Annotated in this window: 25 protein-coding genes; all 25 read right to left on the bottom strand. The window is 43.8% G+C overall.

All coding sequences use genetic code 11. The features are described from left to right. Nucleotides 1–115: 115 nt before the first annotated feature. The 25 genes from rpsI to rplN all read right to left on the bottom strand — a co-directional run bounded on the left by rpsI (nucleotide 116) and on the right by rplN (nucleotide 14004). Complete coding sequence (gene rpsI, locus B1K52_RS00790; protein WP_077304190.1) at nucleotides 116–508, bottom strand: 30S ribosomal protein S9; 393 nt, start codon at nucleotides 506–508, stop codon at nucleotides 116–118. Between the two features lie 20 nt (nucleotides 509–528). Continuing rightward, complete coding sequence (gene rplM, locus B1K52_RS00785; protein WP_077304187.1) at nucleotides 529–966, bottom strand: 50S ribosomal protein L13; 438 nt, start codon at nucleotides 964–966, stop codon at nucleotides 529–531. 171 nt (nucleotides 967–1137) lie between these two features. After that, nucleotides 1138–1881, bottom strand: a complete 744-nt coding sequence (gene truA / locus B1K52_RS00780; protein ID WP_077304184.1) for a tRNA pseudouridine(38-40) synthase TruA — start codon at nucleotides 1879–1881, stop codon at nucleotides 1138–1140. A gap of 11 nt (nucleotides 1882–1892) precedes the next feature. Then, nucleotides 1893–2696, bottom strand: coding sequence for an energy-coupling factor transporter transmembrane component T family protein (locus B1K52_RS00775; RefSeq protein ID WP_077304181.1), 804 nt, complete (start codon nucleotides 2694–2696; stop codon nucleotides 1893–1895). Continuing rightward, nucleotides 2689–3555: an energy-coupling factor ABC transporter ATP-binding protein gene (locus B1K52_RS00770; RefSeq protein ID WP_077304178.1), complete on the bottom strand. Its 867-nt coding sequence runs from the start codon at nucleotides 3553–3555 to the stop codon at nucleotides 2689–2691. The genes B1K52_RS00775 and B1K52_RS00770 overlap by 8 nt, the downstream gene beginning before the upstream one ends. After that, nucleotides 3531–4364: an energy-coupling factor ABC transporter ATP-binding protein gene (locus B1K52_RS00765; RefSeq protein ID WP_077304175.1), complete on the bottom strand. Its 834-nt coding sequence runs from the start codon at nucleotides 4362–4364 to the stop codon at nucleotides 3531–3533. The genes B1K52_RS00770 and B1K52_RS00765 overlap by 25 nt, the downstream gene beginning before the upstream one ends. A 202-nt stretch (nucleotides 4365–4566) precedes the next feature. Continuing rightward, nucleotides 4567–4920: a 50S ribosomal protein L17 gene (rplQ, locus tag B1K52_RS00760; RefSeq protein WP_077304172.1), complete on the bottom strand. Its 354-nt coding sequence runs from the start codon at nucleotides 4918–4920 to the stop codon at nucleotides 4567–4569. 47 nt (nucleotides 4921–4967) lie between these two features. Continuing rightward, nucleotides 4968–5912: a DNA-directed RNA polymerase subunit alpha gene (locus tag B1K52_RS00755; RefSeq protein WP_077304169.1), complete on the bottom strand. Its 945-nt coding sequence runs from the start codon at nucleotides 5910–5912 to the stop codon at nucleotides 4968–4970. A gap of 184 nt (nucleotides 5913–6096) precedes the next feature. After that, on the bottom strand, nucleotides 6097–6486 hold the full coding sequence (rpsK, locus tag B1K52_RS00750) for a 30S ribosomal protein S11 (RefSeq protein WP_077304166.1): 390 nt from the start codon (nucleotides 6484–6486) through the stop codon (nucleotides 6097–6099). 18 nt (nucleotides 6487–6504) lie between these two features. After that, nucleotides 6505–6870, bottom strand: a complete 366-nt coding sequence (gene rpsM / locus B1K52_RS00745; protein ID WP_077304163.1) for a 30S ribosomal protein S13 — start codon at nucleotides 6868–6870, stop codon at nucleotides 6505–6507. 22 nt (nucleotides 6871–6892) lie between these two features. Further along, nucleotides 6893–7006 (bottom strand): 50S ribosomal protein L36, encoded by a 114-nt coding sequence (gene rpmJ / locus B1K52_RS00740; RefSeq protein WP_003156543.1) that lies wholly within the window; start codon nucleotides 7004–7006, stop codon nucleotides 6893–6895. A gap of 35 nt (nucleotides 7007–7041) precedes the next feature. Next, nucleotides 7042–7260 carry a translation initiation factor IF-1 gene (infA, locus tag B1K52_RS00735; protein WP_038565240.1) on the bottom strand — a complete coding sequence of 73 codons (219 nt, stop codon included), beginning with the start codon at nucleotides 7258–7260 and terminating at the stop codon, nucleotides 7042–7044. A gap of 4 nt (nucleotides 7261–7264) precedes the next feature. Then, on the bottom strand, nucleotides 7265–7573 hold the full coding sequence (locus B1K52_RS00730; RefSeq protein WP_077304160.1) for a KOW domain-containing RNA-binding protein: 309 nt from the start codon (nucleotides 7571–7573) through the stop codon (nucleotides 7265–7267). 381 nt (nucleotides 7574–7954) lie between these two features. Next, nucleotides 7955–8605 carry an adenylate kinase gene (locus B1K52_RS00725; protein ID WP_077304157.1) on the bottom strand — a complete coding sequence of 217 codons (651 nt, stop codon included), beginning with the start codon at nucleotides 8603–8605 and terminating at the stop codon, nucleotides 7955–7957. A gap of 39 nt (nucleotides 8606–8644) precedes the next feature. Then, a complete protein-coding gene (gene secY / locus B1K52_RS00720) occupies nucleotides 8645–9934 on the bottom strand; it encodes a preprotein translocase subunit SecY (protein ID WP_077304154.1) in 1290 nt (429 codons plus the stop codon). Then, a complete protein-coding gene (gene rplO, locus B1K52_RS00715) occupies nucleotides 9934–10374 on the bottom strand; it encodes a 50S ribosomal protein L15 (RefSeq protein ID WP_077304151.1) in 441 nt (146 codons plus the stop codon). Before rplO ends, secY begins: the two co-directional genes overlap by 1 nt. Nucleotides 10375–10404: 30 nt before the next feature. Continuing rightward, complete coding sequence (gene rpmD, locus B1K52_RS00710) at nucleotides 10405–10587, bottom strand: 50S ribosomal protein L30 (RefSeq protein ID WP_077304148.1); 183 nt, start codon at nucleotides 10585–10587, stop codon at nucleotides 10405–10407. Between the two features lie 13 nt (nucleotides 10588–10600). Further along, complete coding sequence (gene rpsE / locus B1K52_RS00705) at nucleotides 10601–11104, bottom strand: 30S ribosomal protein S5 (protein ID WP_077304145.1); 504 nt, start codon at nucleotides 11102–11104, stop codon at nucleotides 10601–10603. Nucleotides 11105–11125: 21 nt separating this feature from the next. Further along, on the bottom strand, nucleotides 11126–11488 hold the full coding sequence (gene rplR, locus B1K52_RS00700; protein WP_077304143.1) for a 50S ribosomal protein L18: 363 nt from the start codon (nucleotides 11486–11488) through the stop codon (nucleotides 11126–11128). Between the two features lie 32 nt (nucleotides 11489–11520). Continuing rightward, nucleotides 11521–12057 carry a 50S ribosomal protein L6 gene (gene rplF / locus B1K52_RS00695; RefSeq protein WP_077304140.1) on the bottom strand — a complete coding sequence of 179 codons (537 nt, stop codon included), beginning with the start codon at nucleotides 12055–12057 and terminating at the stop codon, nucleotides 11521–11523. Nucleotides 12058–12086: 29 nt separating this feature from the next. Further along, complete coding sequence (gene rpsH, locus B1K52_RS00690) at nucleotides 12087–12485, bottom strand: 30S ribosomal protein S8 (RefSeq protein ID WP_077304137.1); 399 nt, start codon at nucleotides 12483–12485, stop codon at nucleotides 12087–12089. Between the two features lie 31 nt (nucleotides 12486–12516). Next, on the bottom strand, nucleotides 12517–12702 hold the full coding sequence (rpsN, locus tag B1K52_RS00685) for a 30S ribosomal protein S14 (RefSeq protein ID WP_077304134.1): 186 nt from the start codon (nucleotides 12700–12702) through the stop codon (nucleotides 12517–12519). A gap of 21 nt (nucleotides 12703–12723) precedes the next feature. Further along, on the bottom strand, nucleotides 12724–13263 hold the full coding sequence (gene rplE, locus B1K52_RS00680; RefSeq protein WP_077304130.1) for a 50S ribosomal protein L5: 540 nt from the start codon (nucleotides 13261–13263) through the stop codon (nucleotides 12724–12726). Between the two features lie 25 nt (nucleotides 13264–13288). Continuing rightward, the gene (gene rplX / locus B1K52_RS00675; protein WP_077304127.1) at nucleotides 13289–13600 is read right to left on the bottom strand and encodes a 50S ribosomal protein L24; all 312 of its coding nucleotides are present in this window, start codon (nucleotides 13598–13600) and stop codon (nucleotides 13289–13291) included. 35 nt (nucleotides 13601–13635) lie between these two features. After that, nucleotides 13636–14004, bottom strand: coding sequence for a 50S ribosomal protein L14 (gene rplN / locus B1K52_RS00670; protein WP_077304124.1), 369 nt, complete (start codon nucleotides 14002–14004; stop codon nucleotides 13636–13638). Nucleotides 14005–14006 lie beyond the last annotated feature (2 nt).

Raw genomic sequence — 14006 nt, 5'->3', positions numbered from 1 at the left:
CAACATTTTTAATTTTTAGGGTATTTAAGGGGTATTCAATTCTAAATTTGCACATGAAAAAACCCTCTCTGCTTTATAAGAGCAAAGAGGGCAAAACCTTGGTATATAGGGTTTATTAACGTTTTGAGAACTGTGGAGCGCGACGTGCACCTTTAAGACCGTATTTTTTACGTTCTTTCATACGTGCGTCACGAGTTAGGAAACCAGCTGCTTTAAGTGTTCCGCGGTATTCTGGGTCCGCTTGTAGAAGCGCACGAGATACACCATGACGGATAGCACCTGCTTGTCCTGTGAATCCACCACCACTAACGTTGATTAGAACGTCGTAGTTACCAGCAGTTTCTGTTGCAACTAGTGGTTGGTTGATGATTGTACGAAGTGTTTCGTATGGGAAGTAATCTTCCGCACTACGGTTGTTTACTGTTACTTGACCTGTGCCTGGTACTAGACGTACGCGGGCAGTAGAGCTTTTACGGCGACCGGTGCCGTAGTATTGTACTTGTGCCACTATCGTTTACCTCCTTTTTATTAACCGCGAAGCGTGTAAGCTTCTGGTTGTTGTGCTTGGTGTTTGTGCTCAGCGCCACGGTATACGTGAAGCTTTTTAATCATTTTACGTGCAAGTGGACCCTTAGGAAGCATGCCTTTAACAGCAAGTTCAAGCATTTGCTCAGGGTATTTTGTACGCATTTCATCAGCAGTACGCTGTTTCAAACCACCTGGGTGGTTAGAGTGACGGTAATAAATCTTGTCAGCAAGTTTGTTACCAGTAAGTTGAATTTTTTCAGCGTTGATGATGATTACATTGTCACCAGTGTCGGCATGTGGAGTGTAAGTTGGTTTGTGCTTACCGCGAAGGATAGCAGCAACTTCACTTGCAAGACGACCAAGAGTTTGGCCTTCTGCATCCACAACAAGCCATTTGCGTTCGATATTGCTTTCGTTCGCCATGAATGTTGTACGCATGTCAGTTCCTCCAATTTTCGATTTAAATCGTTCATTTATTATTCTACACAATTAGTCTTCCGGGGCTAATCGTGGTATAGAAATAAAATGCCATAAACCATAGTATATCATCATAGTCCCCTATGTCAAGTTCATGTAACGCCCGAATGCGTTGTTTTACAAAAAAAGTTTTCAGTAATCTACTTTCCAGAGGAAAAGGCCGCTTGCAGCCGCTGTTTTACTTGCTAGCTTGCGGTCTTTCGAAGCTAGTATGCTAGCCATATCCTCGGGCTCCTTCCGGCCGTTTCCGATATCAATTAATGTACCGGCAAGAATACGCACCATATTGTAAAGAAACCCGTTTCCGGAAAAGGTCAAAACGAGCATATCATCTTGCTTTTCACAAGTGGCTTCATAGATGGTTCGAATCTTCTCTCCCTTTACCTCTGCACGAGCAGAACAGAAGGCAGTAAAATCATGTGTTCCCTCTATTACTTGGATTGCTTGCTGCATCCTATCAAACTCAAGGTTATACGGTACATGATGCACATAGTGGCGCTTGAACACATCTTGTTCTGGGGCATTATGAATGAAATACTTATATTGCTTCCGCTTGGCATTGTAGCGCGCATGGAAGCCTTCCTCCGCCTCTGTTATATCTACAATACGAATATCATCAGGCAGCAGCGTATTCAGCGCCTTACGCCAATTATAGTCTCCTAGACGGAGCTCTGTATCGAAGTGGATAACTTGGCCTTTCGCGTGCACACCTGCATCTGTGCGGCCAGATGCCTGTATCCTGATCTGCTGTCCTTTATGAATCTTGGCAAGTGCTTTCTCGATTTCACCTTGGATAGTTCGATACTGATCCTGCACCTGAAAACCGGAAAACTTCGTGCCTTCATAGCTGACAACAGCCTTCATGCGTTGCGTCATTTCTCTTTCTCCTAACTATAATCTCTCGTTATCAGTGCTGCGGCTGCAATGACAATGAAGCAGACAAGCGCTGCAACATCTCGTTTCACTACCCGCAGTTCTCGAAGTTTGGTCCTGCCTTCTCCGCCGCGATAACCTCTTGCCTCCATTGCCATAGCGAGCTCCTCCGCCCGTTTAAAGGCACTTACAAACAAAGGCACAAGCAAAGGGATAACCGCCCGTACACGCTCTCGGAACGGCCCTGTACGGAAATCTACCCCCCTGGATGCTTGGGCGTTGGATATCTTCTCCGTTTCCTGCAGCAAAGTCGGGATAAAGCGCAGGGAAATAGACATCATCAATGCTAGTTCATGAACAGGGAACTTGAACCGACGCAACGGTCCGAGTAACGACTCAACAGCATCGGTTATCTCAATTGGTGTCGTTGTTAATGTCAGTAAGGACGTTAGCAAAATAAGCAAAAAGAAACGCAATGAGATAACCGCACCTTGCTCTAACGCACCGCTATAAATTTGCAACCCGAATAGATTGAACAGGACAGAACCTTCCCTTGTCACAAATAAGTGCAGAATGAATGTAAACACAATCAGGAACCATACTGGCGTCAATCCTTTCACAATAAAACGCCACGGCACCTTCGTCAGTATCGTACTTCCTAATGCGAACAATGTGAATAAACTGTAGCTAATTACATTATTGGCAAAGAAAATAAAAATAACATAAAAGAATATAATCAGCATCTTTACTCGCGGATCCATTCGGTGCACGATGGAATTAGTCGGTACATACTGACCTACGATCAACAAATTATTCATTCGGATCACCTGCCAAAGCTGCCAGCTGTTCTGCCAGTCTCTCCACATCCTGCCCTTGATAAGCGACTGGTTTACCGAACCGGTCTGAGGCCTTCAATAGAAATTGAAACATCTCTGGTACGTCTAGCTGCACCTGCTGAAGTGCCTGACGTTGAGAGAACACCTCGACTGGTGTGCCCTCCATGTATTTCTTGCCCTTATCCAGTACAAGCACCTGATCGGCATACGCAAGTGCATCTTCCATACTGTGTGTCACCAGTATCGTCGTCAGCTGCTGTTCCTGATGAATACGGTAAAACATATCCATAATTTCCTTTTGTCCTCGCGGATCCAGACCCGCCGTTGGTTCGTCTAAAACCAATACACGAGGACGCACAGCCAATATACCTGCAATCGCTACTCTCCGCATTTGGCCGCCGCTTAATTCAAACGGCGAACGTTTTAACAAATCTGCACGCAGACCCACTGCCTGTGCACTCTCTGCTACTCGTTTTTGTATCTCTTGTTCCGGAACACCGAAGTTACGCGGACCAAAAGCGATATCCTTCTCCACTGTCTCTTCAAATAACTGATGCTCTGGATACTGAAAGACAATACCAACCTTTTCACGAAGCGCTTTTGCGTGCTTTGGTTTCTTTTTCGGTTCTAAGACGTAATCACCGATGCGGACTTTCCCATTTGTCGGTCGAATTAAGCCATTTAAGTGCTGAATAAGGGTAGATTTCCCGCTGCCAGTATGACCTACAATAGCGGTGACACTGCCAGTAGGAAGATGGAAAGACATACTGTCCAATGCTTTATGCTCAAACGGGGAGTTCGCTTGATACGTATAGTCTACTTTCTCGAATGTAATGTCCATAATGTATCTAACAACTCCTCGTGATCAATCGGCTCTTCCGTAAGCGGCACACCTAGCTTCTGCAAAGCATGAGCAAGCTGGGAGACGAACGGAACGTCTAGTCCTATCTGCTGTAATTCAGTTTGTTTCTTCACTAATTCTCTTGGTACTGTCGTCATCCATACTTCCCCATCGTTCATGACTAAAACTCTTTCTGCCTGCATGACCTCATTTAGATCATGTGTAATTGTTATGAGGCCAATCTGCTGTTCAGCTTGCACACGATGCACGGTATCTAGGATTTCTTTTCTGCCTAATGGATCAAGCATTGCTGTCGCTTCATCCAAAATAATGACACGTGGAGAAATAGCCAGCACACCAGCAATCGCTACTCGCTGTTTTTGTCCGCCAGACAACCGGTACGGTTCATGCAGAAGATAGTCATGCATACGCACTTGCTCTAATGATGACGTGATACGCTCCATCATCTCTGCACGTGGCACACCGCGATTCTCTAGTCCAAATGCTACGTCATCACGGACAGTTGTCCCAACAAACTGATTATCTGGGTTTTGAAATACCATTCCAACTTGGCTGCGTATCTCCCATATATTCTCTTCTGTTAAAGGGATATCATTAATGAAAATTTCTCCTTCGCTAGGGAACAGTAAGCCATTCATCAGCTTGGCGATCGTTGATTTACCGGAACCATTGTGCCCGATAATAGCCAGCCATTCACCAGTCTCTACTTGAAAACTCACATTACGTAATACATAAGGCTGATCTTCTTCGTAGCGAAAAGAAACATTCCTAAATTCAATCGCGTGCATACTTGTCGTGCTCCTTCGTCATTACCCGACTATTTCCGGGGAAATACTTTAAACGTGTATGTCCGTTCCTGTCATTTCTATTGCTAGTATAAATAAATTAGACAAAAAAGAAAAGCAAGCCCCATAATGGTGCTTGCTTTTATCAAAAGAAAAGGGCCGGAATACACCTCGTGGTAGAGATTTTCCTGCCCTTGTAGCTTACTTATACTAGTTCAATGATTGCCATTGCGGCACCGTCACCACGACGCTGTCCAAGTTTCAACACGCGTGTGTAACCACCTTGACGCTCTTCATAACGTCCGGCGATATCGCTGAATAGTTTTTGTACTGCATCTTGGTTCTCATCCGCTTTTGTACCGTATAAGAAAGAAGCAGCTTGACGACGAGCGTGAAGGTCTCCACGTTTGCCAAGAGTGATCATTTTTTCTACTACAGAACGAAGCTCCTTCGCTTTCGCCTCCGTTGTTTCCAATCTTTCGTGTACGATAAGATCAGTTGCAAGGTTGCGCAAAAGCGCCATACGAGCATCAGTAGTACGTCCTAACTTTCTAGCCATAGGTTATCCCTCCCTTTCCTGGTGTCAAAATGCTTCGCTAGGCGGGATTAGTCTTCTTTGCGAAGACCAAGTCCTAAATCAATTAGTTTCTTTTTCACTTCTTCTAATGATTTACGTCCTAGGTTACGCACTTTCATCATATCTTCTTCAGATTTATTAGCAAGTTCTTGTACTGTATTAATACCAGCACGTTTCAGACAGTTGTAAGAACGGACAGACAAGTCCAACTCTTCGATTGTCATCTCAAGAACTTTCTCTTTCTGATCTTCTTCTTTTTCAACCATGATTTCAGCGTTTTGTGCTTCATCAGTAAGACCTACGAAGATATTTAAGTGCTCCGTATAAATCTTCGCTCCAAGAGACACTGCCTCTTCTGGTCGAATACTTCCGTCAGTATTGACATCCAACGTCAACTTGTCGAAATTAGCCAGCTGGCCAACACGCGTGTTCTCCACTTGATACGTTACTTTAGAAACTGGTGTGAAGATCGAATCAATCGGAATAACACCGATTGGCTGATCGTCATGTTTGTTCTGATCAGCTGGGCGATAGCCGCGGCCGCGTTCTGCCGTAAGCTTCATGTGCAAGTGCGCATTTTTACCCAATGTTGCAATGTGAAGATCCTGATTCAGTACTTCTACATCACTATCAAAAGTAATGTCAGCAGCTGTTACTTTTCCTTCACCTTGTACATCGATCTCTAATGTTTTCTCTTCATCAGAGTAAATTTTTAGAGCCAGTTTTTTCAAGTTCAAAATAACAGTTGTCACGTCTTCTACTACGCCTTCAATCGTAGAGAATTCATGAAGCACACCATCAATTTGAATGGATGTTACAGCAGCGCCAGGAAGTGAGGATAATAGGATACGACGCAAGGAGTTTCCTAGTGTAGTACCATATCCACGCTCAAGCGGTTCTACAACGAACTTTCCAAATGTAGCATCATCGCTGATCTCAACCGTTTCAATCTTTGGTTTTTCAATTTCGATCATTTATAAAGCCCTCCTTTAAAACGTCGAAACCCCGGTTAGAATTACTTCTAACCGAAATTCCCCATATTGGTTCCCGTTTCTGCATCTTGGCGATACGTCTCTTGCTGTATGACCTGATCGCTTTTAAGCTATCATAACCCATTATAGACAAGGATACAAATTCTATACAGCAAGCAGGAAAAACTTATACGCGACGACGTTTTGGCGGACGGCAGCCGTTATGCGGAACTGGAGTGACGTCACGGATCGCTGTAACTTCAAGACCTGCAGCTTGAAGAGAACGGATCGCAGCTTCACGGCCAGCACCAGGGCCTTTAACTGTTACTTCCAAAGTTTTCATGCCGTTTTCGACAGAAACTTTAGCAGCAGCTTCAGCAGCCATTTGTGCAGCGAATGGAGTAGATTTACGGGAACCTTTGAAACCAAGGGAACCTGAGCTGCTCCAGCTGATTACGTTACCTTGAACATCAGTAATCGTAACGATTGTGTTGTTGAAAGTAGAACGGATGTGAGCAATACCAGTTTCGATATGCTTTTTCACACGACGTTTACGAGTTTGTTGTCTACGTGCCATAGTTTGTTACCTCCTTACTTATTTTTTCTTGTTAGCGATTGTACGGCGTGGGCCTTTACGAGTACGAGAGTTGTTCTTCGTTTTCTGACCACGAACCGGCAATCCGCGACGGTGGCGAAGACCACGATAAGAACCGATTTCGATCAAACGTTTGATGTTAAGAGAAACCTCACGACGAAGATCACCTTCAGTTGTGTAAGCATCAATTGCTTGACGGATTCTAGCTAGTTCGTCTTCTGTAAGATCGCGAACGCGTGTATCTTCAGAAACACCAGCTTCTTTCAATACTTGTTGCGATGTGTTTTTTCCAATACCGTAAACATATGTTAGGGAAATAACAACGCGTTTGTCGCGTGGAATATCAATACCTGCTATACGTGCCATTAGCTACGTGCACCTCCTTGTATTATCCTTGTTTTTGCTTATGCTTAGGATTTTCACAGATTACCATTACTTTGCCTTTACGACGAATAACTTTACATTTTTCGCATATAGGCTTTACAGATGGTCTTACCTTCATCATCTATTCCTCCTTTAGTATCGGAGCTAGTCAATTTATTTATAACGGTACGTAATACGTCCTTTAGTTAAGTCATAAGGGGAAAGCTCTACCGTTACTTTATCTCCTGGAAGAATTCGAATAAAGTGCATACGAATTTTACCGGAAACATGTGCTAAAACGGTGTGGCCATTCTCTAACTCCACCTTAAATTGCGCATTAGGCAATGTATCGGTGACAGTTCCTTCTACTTCAATTGCATCATCTTTCGCCATCGGTCTATCTCCCTTCTTCAAATCTCTTCACGGTATGATTGACATAAGTAGATATCGCAAATCGCAGTTTACCATTGGTTACGCGACCAGCTTCTAGAAGACTGATCCGGACTTCCGGGGATATATACGGCAGCAGTTCTACATGGCGCAAAGCTTTGCGCTTAGGAGAATCAAATCTGCGTTTATCACCGTCAGCAAGCAACACAAAACGACTGTCAATTTTTCGAATGACAATCGCAAGCTGGCCTGCTTCTCGCCCATGTACGATACGAACAACCTGCCCGATTTGTGGAACTGTCTTCGTTTCGCTCAAACATGATCACCTTCAGTTTAGCTCGCTTCGAAGCTGTACATAAGTTAGCATTATATGCTGCAAACAAGGAGCATATTCTACCACCTTCCTGCCCAGATGTCCAGGTTAGGAAAGCTGCATGTTAGGGAATCTATATAAAGTCCACAAACTGGAACACAATTTGTTTCATGATTGTTCATATTCAGCCTTGTCAATTAGCGTCAGGATATCAGTAAGGCACGGTTCCGATGATGGAAGTTTGAACGAGTCACAAATGTAAATCGTTTCAACTCTACCACGAGGTCTATTATACTCTATCAAGGGACAGAATGCATCCTTACGCTATTATGAGCTAAAGAACAATTCCATCCGTTTTAAGAGAGTATAGTTTGCACACCTGTATCAGCGAAGATTATTCAAGCGCTGATCGATGTCGTGGAAGACCTGATCGATTGCTTGGTCACCGTTCACTGTTACAAGATAGCCCTTGTCGTTGTAGAAATCTAATATCGGCTTTTGCTGCTCGATATTGACTTCCAAACGTTTTTTCACCGTTTCCGGCTTATCGTCGTCTCGCTGGATCAGCGCAGTACCATCCTTGTCACAGACGCCTTCCTCTTTTGGAGGGTTGTAGACGGTATGATACGTAGTACCGCATGTCGGACAAACCCATCTGCCAGATAGACGCTCCACCAACTTCTCTTGCGGAACCTCTACATGTAAGACGTAATCTACATTAGCATTCAATTCGTCCAGCAATGCGTCAAGCGCTTCTGCCTGAGCAAGCGTACGAGGAAAACCGTCAAGTAAAAATCCGTTATTGGTGTCATCCTGCCCTAAACGGTCACGGACTATACCAATGGTTACTTCATCCGGAACTAGTTTACCTTGATCCATATAAGCTTTCGCTTCTTGGCCAAGTCCTGTTCCTTCTTTGATTGCTGCTCGGAACATATCTCCTGTAGAGATATGAGGGATGCTATATTTATCTACAATCTTTTCTGCCTGTGTGCCTTTACCAGCACCCGGCAGACCCATAAGAATTAAATTCAACGAAATTCCCCTCGCTCTCGTCTGTTTGTAGACTGTTCTCTATTTCATGAAGCCTTTATAATGACGCTTCACTAACTGGCTTTCTAACTGCTTCATCGTCTGCAACGCTACCCCTACCACGATCAGCAGGCTCGTTCCTCCGATTTGGACAGAAGTCGGCAAGTTCGCAATAGAACCTAAAATAATAGGTAATACAGCTACAGCAGCCAAGAAGAGAGACCCAACGAAGGTTAAACGATACATCACACTGGTGAGGTACGTTTCTGTGCTTTTACCTGGGCGAATACCCGGGATGTAGCCACCTTGCTTGTTTAAGTTCTCTGCCATTTGTTCCGGATTAACCTGAACAAATGTATAGAAGTAACTAAATGCAAGAATTAGGACTACATAGATTACCATCCCAATTGGTTGCGTATAATCGAATACGTTCTCGATCGTAGTTGCTACGTTACCTTCAAAAAAGCTCGCGATAGTACGCGGCGCATAGATAAAGGAAACGGCGAAAATTACAGGGATTACACCCGCAGCGTTAACTTTAATCGGCAAGTGAGTGGATTGCCCCCCTACTTGAGATCGACTAGTTGTACGCTTTGAGTACTGGATCGGAATTTTACGAAGTGCTTGGGTAATATAAATTACACCAACAATTACGGCAATGATCACAATAGCGATAATTGCAACAATCACGACATTCAGGAATAAGTCATCACCAGGATTGCTGAAGTACTGCTCCCAAAGCTGGTTTACACCATTCGGGATAGCTGCAGCGATACCAGCGAAGATGATAATAGAAATACCATTACCAACACCATGTGCTGTGATCTGTTCTCCTAACCACATCAAAAATGCTGTTCCCGCGGTCAACACGAGTGCAATGACAGCGAATTTGTAGAAACTTGGTTCAGATATAAGCATGCCTCCGGATAACTGATTGAATCCGATGGACATACCGACTGCCTGTATTAACGCTAGCACGATAGTGGCATATCGTGTCACTTGTGCTAATTTACGACGTCCCATCTCACCTTGCTTTTTCCACTCACTGAATGTTGGTATAACATCCATTTGCAGAAGCTGCATGATGATCGAGGCAGTGATGTATGGCATGATACCCATCGCAAGGATGGAGAAGTTCTGCAATGCACCTCCGCCAAATGTATTCAAGAAGCCGAATACGTTCTGTTGGTTCATAAAGTCGATCGCGGAACGATCTGTGAAAGGAACCGGAATAAACGTACCAATCCTGAATACGATCAACATTAGCAATGTGAAGATAATTTTATTTCGTATATCTTTTACACGCATAAAATTGGAGATTGTACGAAACATTAGATCACCTCTGTTTGACCGCCCGCTGCCTCAATCGCTTCTTTAGCAGAAGCTGAGAACTTGTGAGCTTTAACAGTAAGTTTCTTTTCAAGATTCCCGTTACCTAGAACTTTGATACCGGCTCTCAATTTGCTAACAACTCCGCTTTCAAGTAGAAGCTCTGGAGTTACTTCAGTTCCCTCTTCGAAACGGTTAAGGGACTCAAGGTTAACAATTGAGTACTCAGTACGGTGGATGTTTGTGAATCCACGTTTAGGAAGACGTTGGAATAGTGGCATTTGTCCACCTTCGAAACCTAGACGTACACCGCCGCCAGAACGTGCTTTTTGTCCTTTATGTCCGCGGCCGGATGTTTTACCGTTACCTGAAGACATACCGCGACCTACACGATTGCGAGTCTTACGTGTTCCTTCTGCTGACTTCAATTCATGAAGTTTCATAATGGCACCTCCTCTTTTACATTTGGATCATTATACTTCTTTAACTGTTACTAGATGAGAAACTACGTTAATCATACCGCGCACAGTTGGGTTGTCTTCCAAGACAACTGATTGACGGATTTTCTTAAGACCTAGAGCAGCAACAGTCTTGCGCTGTTTCTCAAGTCTTCCGATCGTACTGCGGTTGAGGGTGATTTCTAATTTGTTAGCCATGTGCTTTCCCTCCTTATCCTAACAGTTCTTCTACAGACTTTCCACGAAGTTTCGCAACTTCTTCTGCACGTTTCAATCTGCTAAGGCCGCTAAGTGTAGCACGAACCATGTTGATTGGTGTGTTAGAACCAAGTGATTTAGAAAGGATATCTCCAATACCACCAAGCTCAAGCACTGCACGTACAGGTCCACCGGCGATAACTCCAGTACCTTCTGCTGCTGGCTTCATCAAAATGTTTCCAGCGCCGAATTCACCGATGATTTCATGTGGAATAGTTGTACCGACGATAGGTATAGTGATTAGATTTTTCTTCGCGTCTTCGACAGCTTTACGAATCGCTTCTGGTACTTCTTGTGCTTTACCAGTACCGAATCCTACATGGCCGTTTTTATCGCCTACTACTACAAGAGCAGCGAAACGGAAACGACGACCACCTTTTACTACTTTCGCAACACGGTTAACCGTTACTACGCGTTCTTCAAGATCAAGTTTGTTCGGGTCAATTGTTGTACGCAAAATATGTCCCTCCTTTTACGATTAGAATTGAAGTCCAGCTTCACGAGCTGCTTCAGCCAATGCTTTTACACGTCCGTGGTATAGATATCCTCCACGGTCAAATACGATTGTTGTTACGCCAGCTTCTTTCGCACGGTTAGCTACTGCTTCTCCGACTTTCTTAGCAGCTTCCACATTGCTTGTAGATTCTAGGTTAAGGCTTGCATCCTTAGTAGAAGCGTTAGCAAGTGTTTTGCCAGTTGTATCATCGATTAGCTGTGCGTAGATGTGTTTGTTAGAACGGTAAACGTTCAAACGCGGACGCTCAGATGTTCCTGAAATGCTCTTACGGACACGGTTGTGTCTTCTCTTACGCAATTCGTTTTTTGCAGCTTTTGTAATCATTCAGGTCACTCCTTTCTGGTTCCAAGAAAACCTTATTTCGCTGTTTTACCTTCTTTACGACGTACGAATTCACCTTCGTAACGGATTCCTTTACCTTTGTAAGGCTCTGGAGGACGGATTGCACGGATGTTAGCTGCAACTGCGCCAACTGCTTCCTTATCGATACCTTTAACTACTACACGAGTGTTGGAAGGTACTTCGACATCAATACCATCGCGGTTTTCAACTTCAACTGGGTGAGAGTAACCAGCATTGATTACAACTTTCTCACCTTGTTTAGTAGCACGGTAACCTACACCAATGATTTCAAGAGCTTTCTCGAAACCAGTGTGTACGCCTTCTACCATGTTACCAAGGATGGAACGAGTAGTTCCGTGAAGAGTACGGTGTTCCTTACTTTCAGATGGGCGTTCAACAGTAAGAACGTTCTCTTCGATTTTGATCACCATATCTTGGTTGAATGTACGAGTTAGTTCCCCTTTAGGACCTTTAACAGTCACAGTGTTGTTATCGTTGATGATTTCAACTCCTGCAGGGATTTCAAGAATCTTTTTACCTACGCGGGACATATGTGCACCTCCTTACTTATTGTGGAATATTACCAAACGTATGCTAGCACTTCGCCGCCTACAGCTTGCTCACGTGCTTCTTTATCAGACAATACGCCTTTAGAAGTTGAAACAACTGCGATACCAAGTCCGTTTAGGACACGAGGGATCTCGTCAGCTTTCGCATAAACACGAAGACCAGGCTTACTGATACGTTTAATACCAGTGATAACACGCTCGTCGTTTTTACCGTATTTCAAAAAGATGCGTAGAACACCTTGTTTATCATCTTCTACGAATTCGTAATCGCGAATAAAGCCTTCACGTTTAAGGATATCAGCAACATCCTTTTTTAACTTAGAAGCAGGAAGCTCCAGTTTTTCATGACGAACAGTATTTGCATTACGAATACGAGTTAGCATATCTGCGATAGGATCTGTCATAACCATTAATCATTACCTCCTTCCCTGATTTAGGGGATTACCAGCTTGCTTTTTTAACGCCAGGAATTTGACCTTTATAGGCTAGTTCGCGGAAACAAATACGGCATAGCTTGAATTTACGAAGTACAGAATGTGGACGTCCGCAACGTTCGCAGCGAGTGTACTCTTGTACTTTAAATTTCTGTGGGCGCTGTTGTTTCGCGATCATAGATTTTTTAGCCACAATATTCCCTCCTTTTTACCTTTATTTTTGGAAAGGCATGCCTAGCTGAGTTAGTAGCTCACGAGCTTCTTCGTCAGTGTTGGCTGTAGTTACGATAACGATGTCCATTCCACGTACTTTACTTACTTTATCGTAATTGATTTCTGGGAAGATTAGCTGTTCTTTAACACCTAGCGTGTAGTTTCCACGACCGTCAAACGCTTTGTTTGAGATTCCACGGAAGTCACGTACACGTGGAAGTGAAACCGCGACTAGTTTCTGAAGGAATTCATACATTTGCTCTCCGCGCAATGTAACTTTCGCTCCGATTGGCATACCTTCACGTAGACGGAAACCTGCGATAGATTTCTTCGCTTTTGTGATGATAGGCTGCTGACCAGCAAGCAAAGCCAATTCCTCTACTGCAGAATCAAGTGCTTTAGAGTTTTGAACGGCGTCACCGACACCCATGTTGATTACGATCTTTTCAATCTTTGGTACTTCCATAACGGATTTATAGCTGAATTTTTCCAATAGAGATGGAGAAATTTCGCTTTGGTATCTTTGTTTCAATTCATTCATCGAGTAGCCCTCCTTTCAGAAGAAATTATTTATCGACAGCTTGACCGGATTTCTTAGCGATACGGACTTTCTTGCCGTCTTTCACTTCGTAGCCGACGCGAGTAGGCTCTCCAGTTTTAGGATCGATTAGCATTACGTTAGAAACGTGAATAGCTGCTTCGATGTCGAGGATTCCGCCTTGCGGGTTATCCTGGGAAGGTTTTGCGTGTTTTTTGACGATGTTTACGCCTTCGACAAGAACACGGTTCTTCTTCGGATAAGCTTCAAGGATGGTACCTTCTTTACCACGATCTTTACCAGTGATTACTTTGACTTTGTCACCTTTTTTAACATGCATGTGTACTGCACCTCCTTAACAAGGCATTAAGTGTATTACAATACTTCAGGAGCTAGGGATACGATCTTCATGAACTTAGCGTCACGCAATTCACGTGCAACTGGTCCGAAGATACGAGTTCCTCTTGGGCTCTTGTCGTCTTTTACAATTACAGCCGCATTTTCATCGAATTTGATGTAAGAACCATCTTTACGACGAACGCCGCTCTTCGTACGAACGATAACAGCTTTAACAACTTCACCTTTTTTGACAACGCCACCAGGTGTTGCTTGTTTCACCGTACAAACGATTACGTCACCGATGTTAGCTGTTTTACGACCAGATCCGCCAAGTACTTTAATAGTTAGTACTTCACGAGCACCAGAGTTATCAGCGACTTTCAAACGAGTCTCTTGTTGAATCATAC

It is taken from the genome of Terribacillus halophilus, assembly GCF_900162685.1.
GTDB classification, from domain to species: Bacteria; Bacillota; Bacilli; order Bacillales; family Amphibacillaceae; genus Terribacillus; species Terribacillus halophilus_A.
Note: the sequence above shows the minus strand (reverse complement) of the source record. Positions and strands in the feature narration are given on the sequence as shown.

What these genes read in the sequence shown, in the direction of transcription:
- rplO (WP_077304151.1), bottom strand. Translation starts at nt 10,374, where the DNA reads ATGAAACTTCATGAATTGAAGTCAGCAGAAGGAACACGTAAGACTCGC.
- rplF (WP_077304140.1), bottom strand. Translation starts at nt 12,057, where the DNA reads ATGTCCCGCGTAGGTAAAAAGATTCTTGAAATCCCTGCAGGAGTTGAA.
- rplX (WP_077304127.1), bottom strand. Translation starts at nt 13,600, where the DNA reads ATGCATGTTAAAAAAGGTGACAAAGTCAAAGTAATCACTGGTAAAGAT.
- rplR (WP_077304143.1), bottom strand. Translation starts at nt 11,488, where the DNA reads ATGATTACAAAAGCTGCAAAAAACGAATTGCGTAAGAGAAGACACAAC.
- infA (WP_038565240.1), bottom strand. Translation starts at nt 7,260, where the DNA reads ATGGCGAAAGATGATGCAATTGAAGTAGAAGGAACTGTCACCGATACA.
- rplN (WP_077304124.1), bottom strand. Translation starts at nt 14,004, where the DNA reads ATGATTCAACAAGAGACTCGTTTGAAAGTCGCTGATAACTCTGGTGCT.
- B1K52_RS00755 (WP_077304169.1), bottom strand. Translation starts at nt 5,912, where the DNA reads ATGATCGAAATTGAAAAACCAAAGATTGAAACGGTTGAGATCAGCGAT.
- rpsK (WP_077304166.1), bottom strand. Translation starts at nt 6,486, where the DNA reads ATGGCACGTAGACAACAAACTCGTAAACGTCGTGTGAAAAAGCATATC.
- rpsH (WP_077304137.1), bottom strand. Translation starts at nt 12,485, where the DNA reads ATGGTTATGACAGATCCTATCGCAGATATGCTAACTCGTATTCGTAAT.
- B1K52_RS00775 (WP_077304181.1), bottom strand. Translation starts at nt 2,696, where the DNA reads ATGAATAATTTGTTGATCGTAGGTCAGTATGTACCGACTAATTCCATC.
- rpmD (WP_077304148.1), bottom strand. Translation starts at nt 10,587, where the DNA reads ATGGCTAACAAATTAGAAATCACCCTCAACCGCAGTACGATCGGAAGA.
- B1K52_RS00770 (WP_077304178.1), bottom strand. Translation starts at nt 3,555, where the DNA reads ATGGACATTACATTCGAGAAAGTAGACTATACGTATCAAGCGAACTCC.
- rpmJ (WP_003156543.1), bottom strand. Translation starts at nt 7,006, where the DNA reads ATGAAGGTAAGACCATCTGTAAAGCCTATATGCGAAAAATGTAAAGTT.
- B1K52_RS00765 (WP_077304175.1), bottom strand. Translation starts at nt 4,364, where the DNA reads ATGCACGCGATTGAATTTAGGAATGTTTCTTTTCGCTACGAAGAAGAT.
- rplQ (WP_077304172.1), bottom strand. Translation starts at nt 4,920, where the DNA reads ATGGCTAGAAAGTTAGGACGTACTACTGATGCTCGTATGGCGCTTTTG.
- secY (WP_077304154.1), bottom strand. Translation starts at nt 9,934, where the DNA reads ATGTTTCGTACAATCTCCAATTTTATGCGTGTAAAAGATATACGAAAT.
- rpsM (WP_077304163.1), bottom strand. Translation starts at nt 6,870, where the DNA reads ATGGCACGTATAGCAGGTATTGATATTCCACGCGACAAACGCGTTGTT.
- rplM (WP_077304187.1), bottom strand. Translation starts at nt 966, where the DNA reads ATGCGTACAACATTCATGGCGAACGAAAGCAATATCGAACGCAAATGG.
- rplE (WP_077304130.1), bottom strand. Translation starts at nt 13,263, where the DNA reads ATGAATGAATTGAAACAAAGATACCAAAGCGAAATTTCTCCATCTCTA.
- truA (WP_077304184.1), bottom strand. Translation starts at nt 1,881, where the DNA reads ATGACGCAACGCATGAAGGCTGTTGTCAGCTATGAAGGCACGAAGTTT.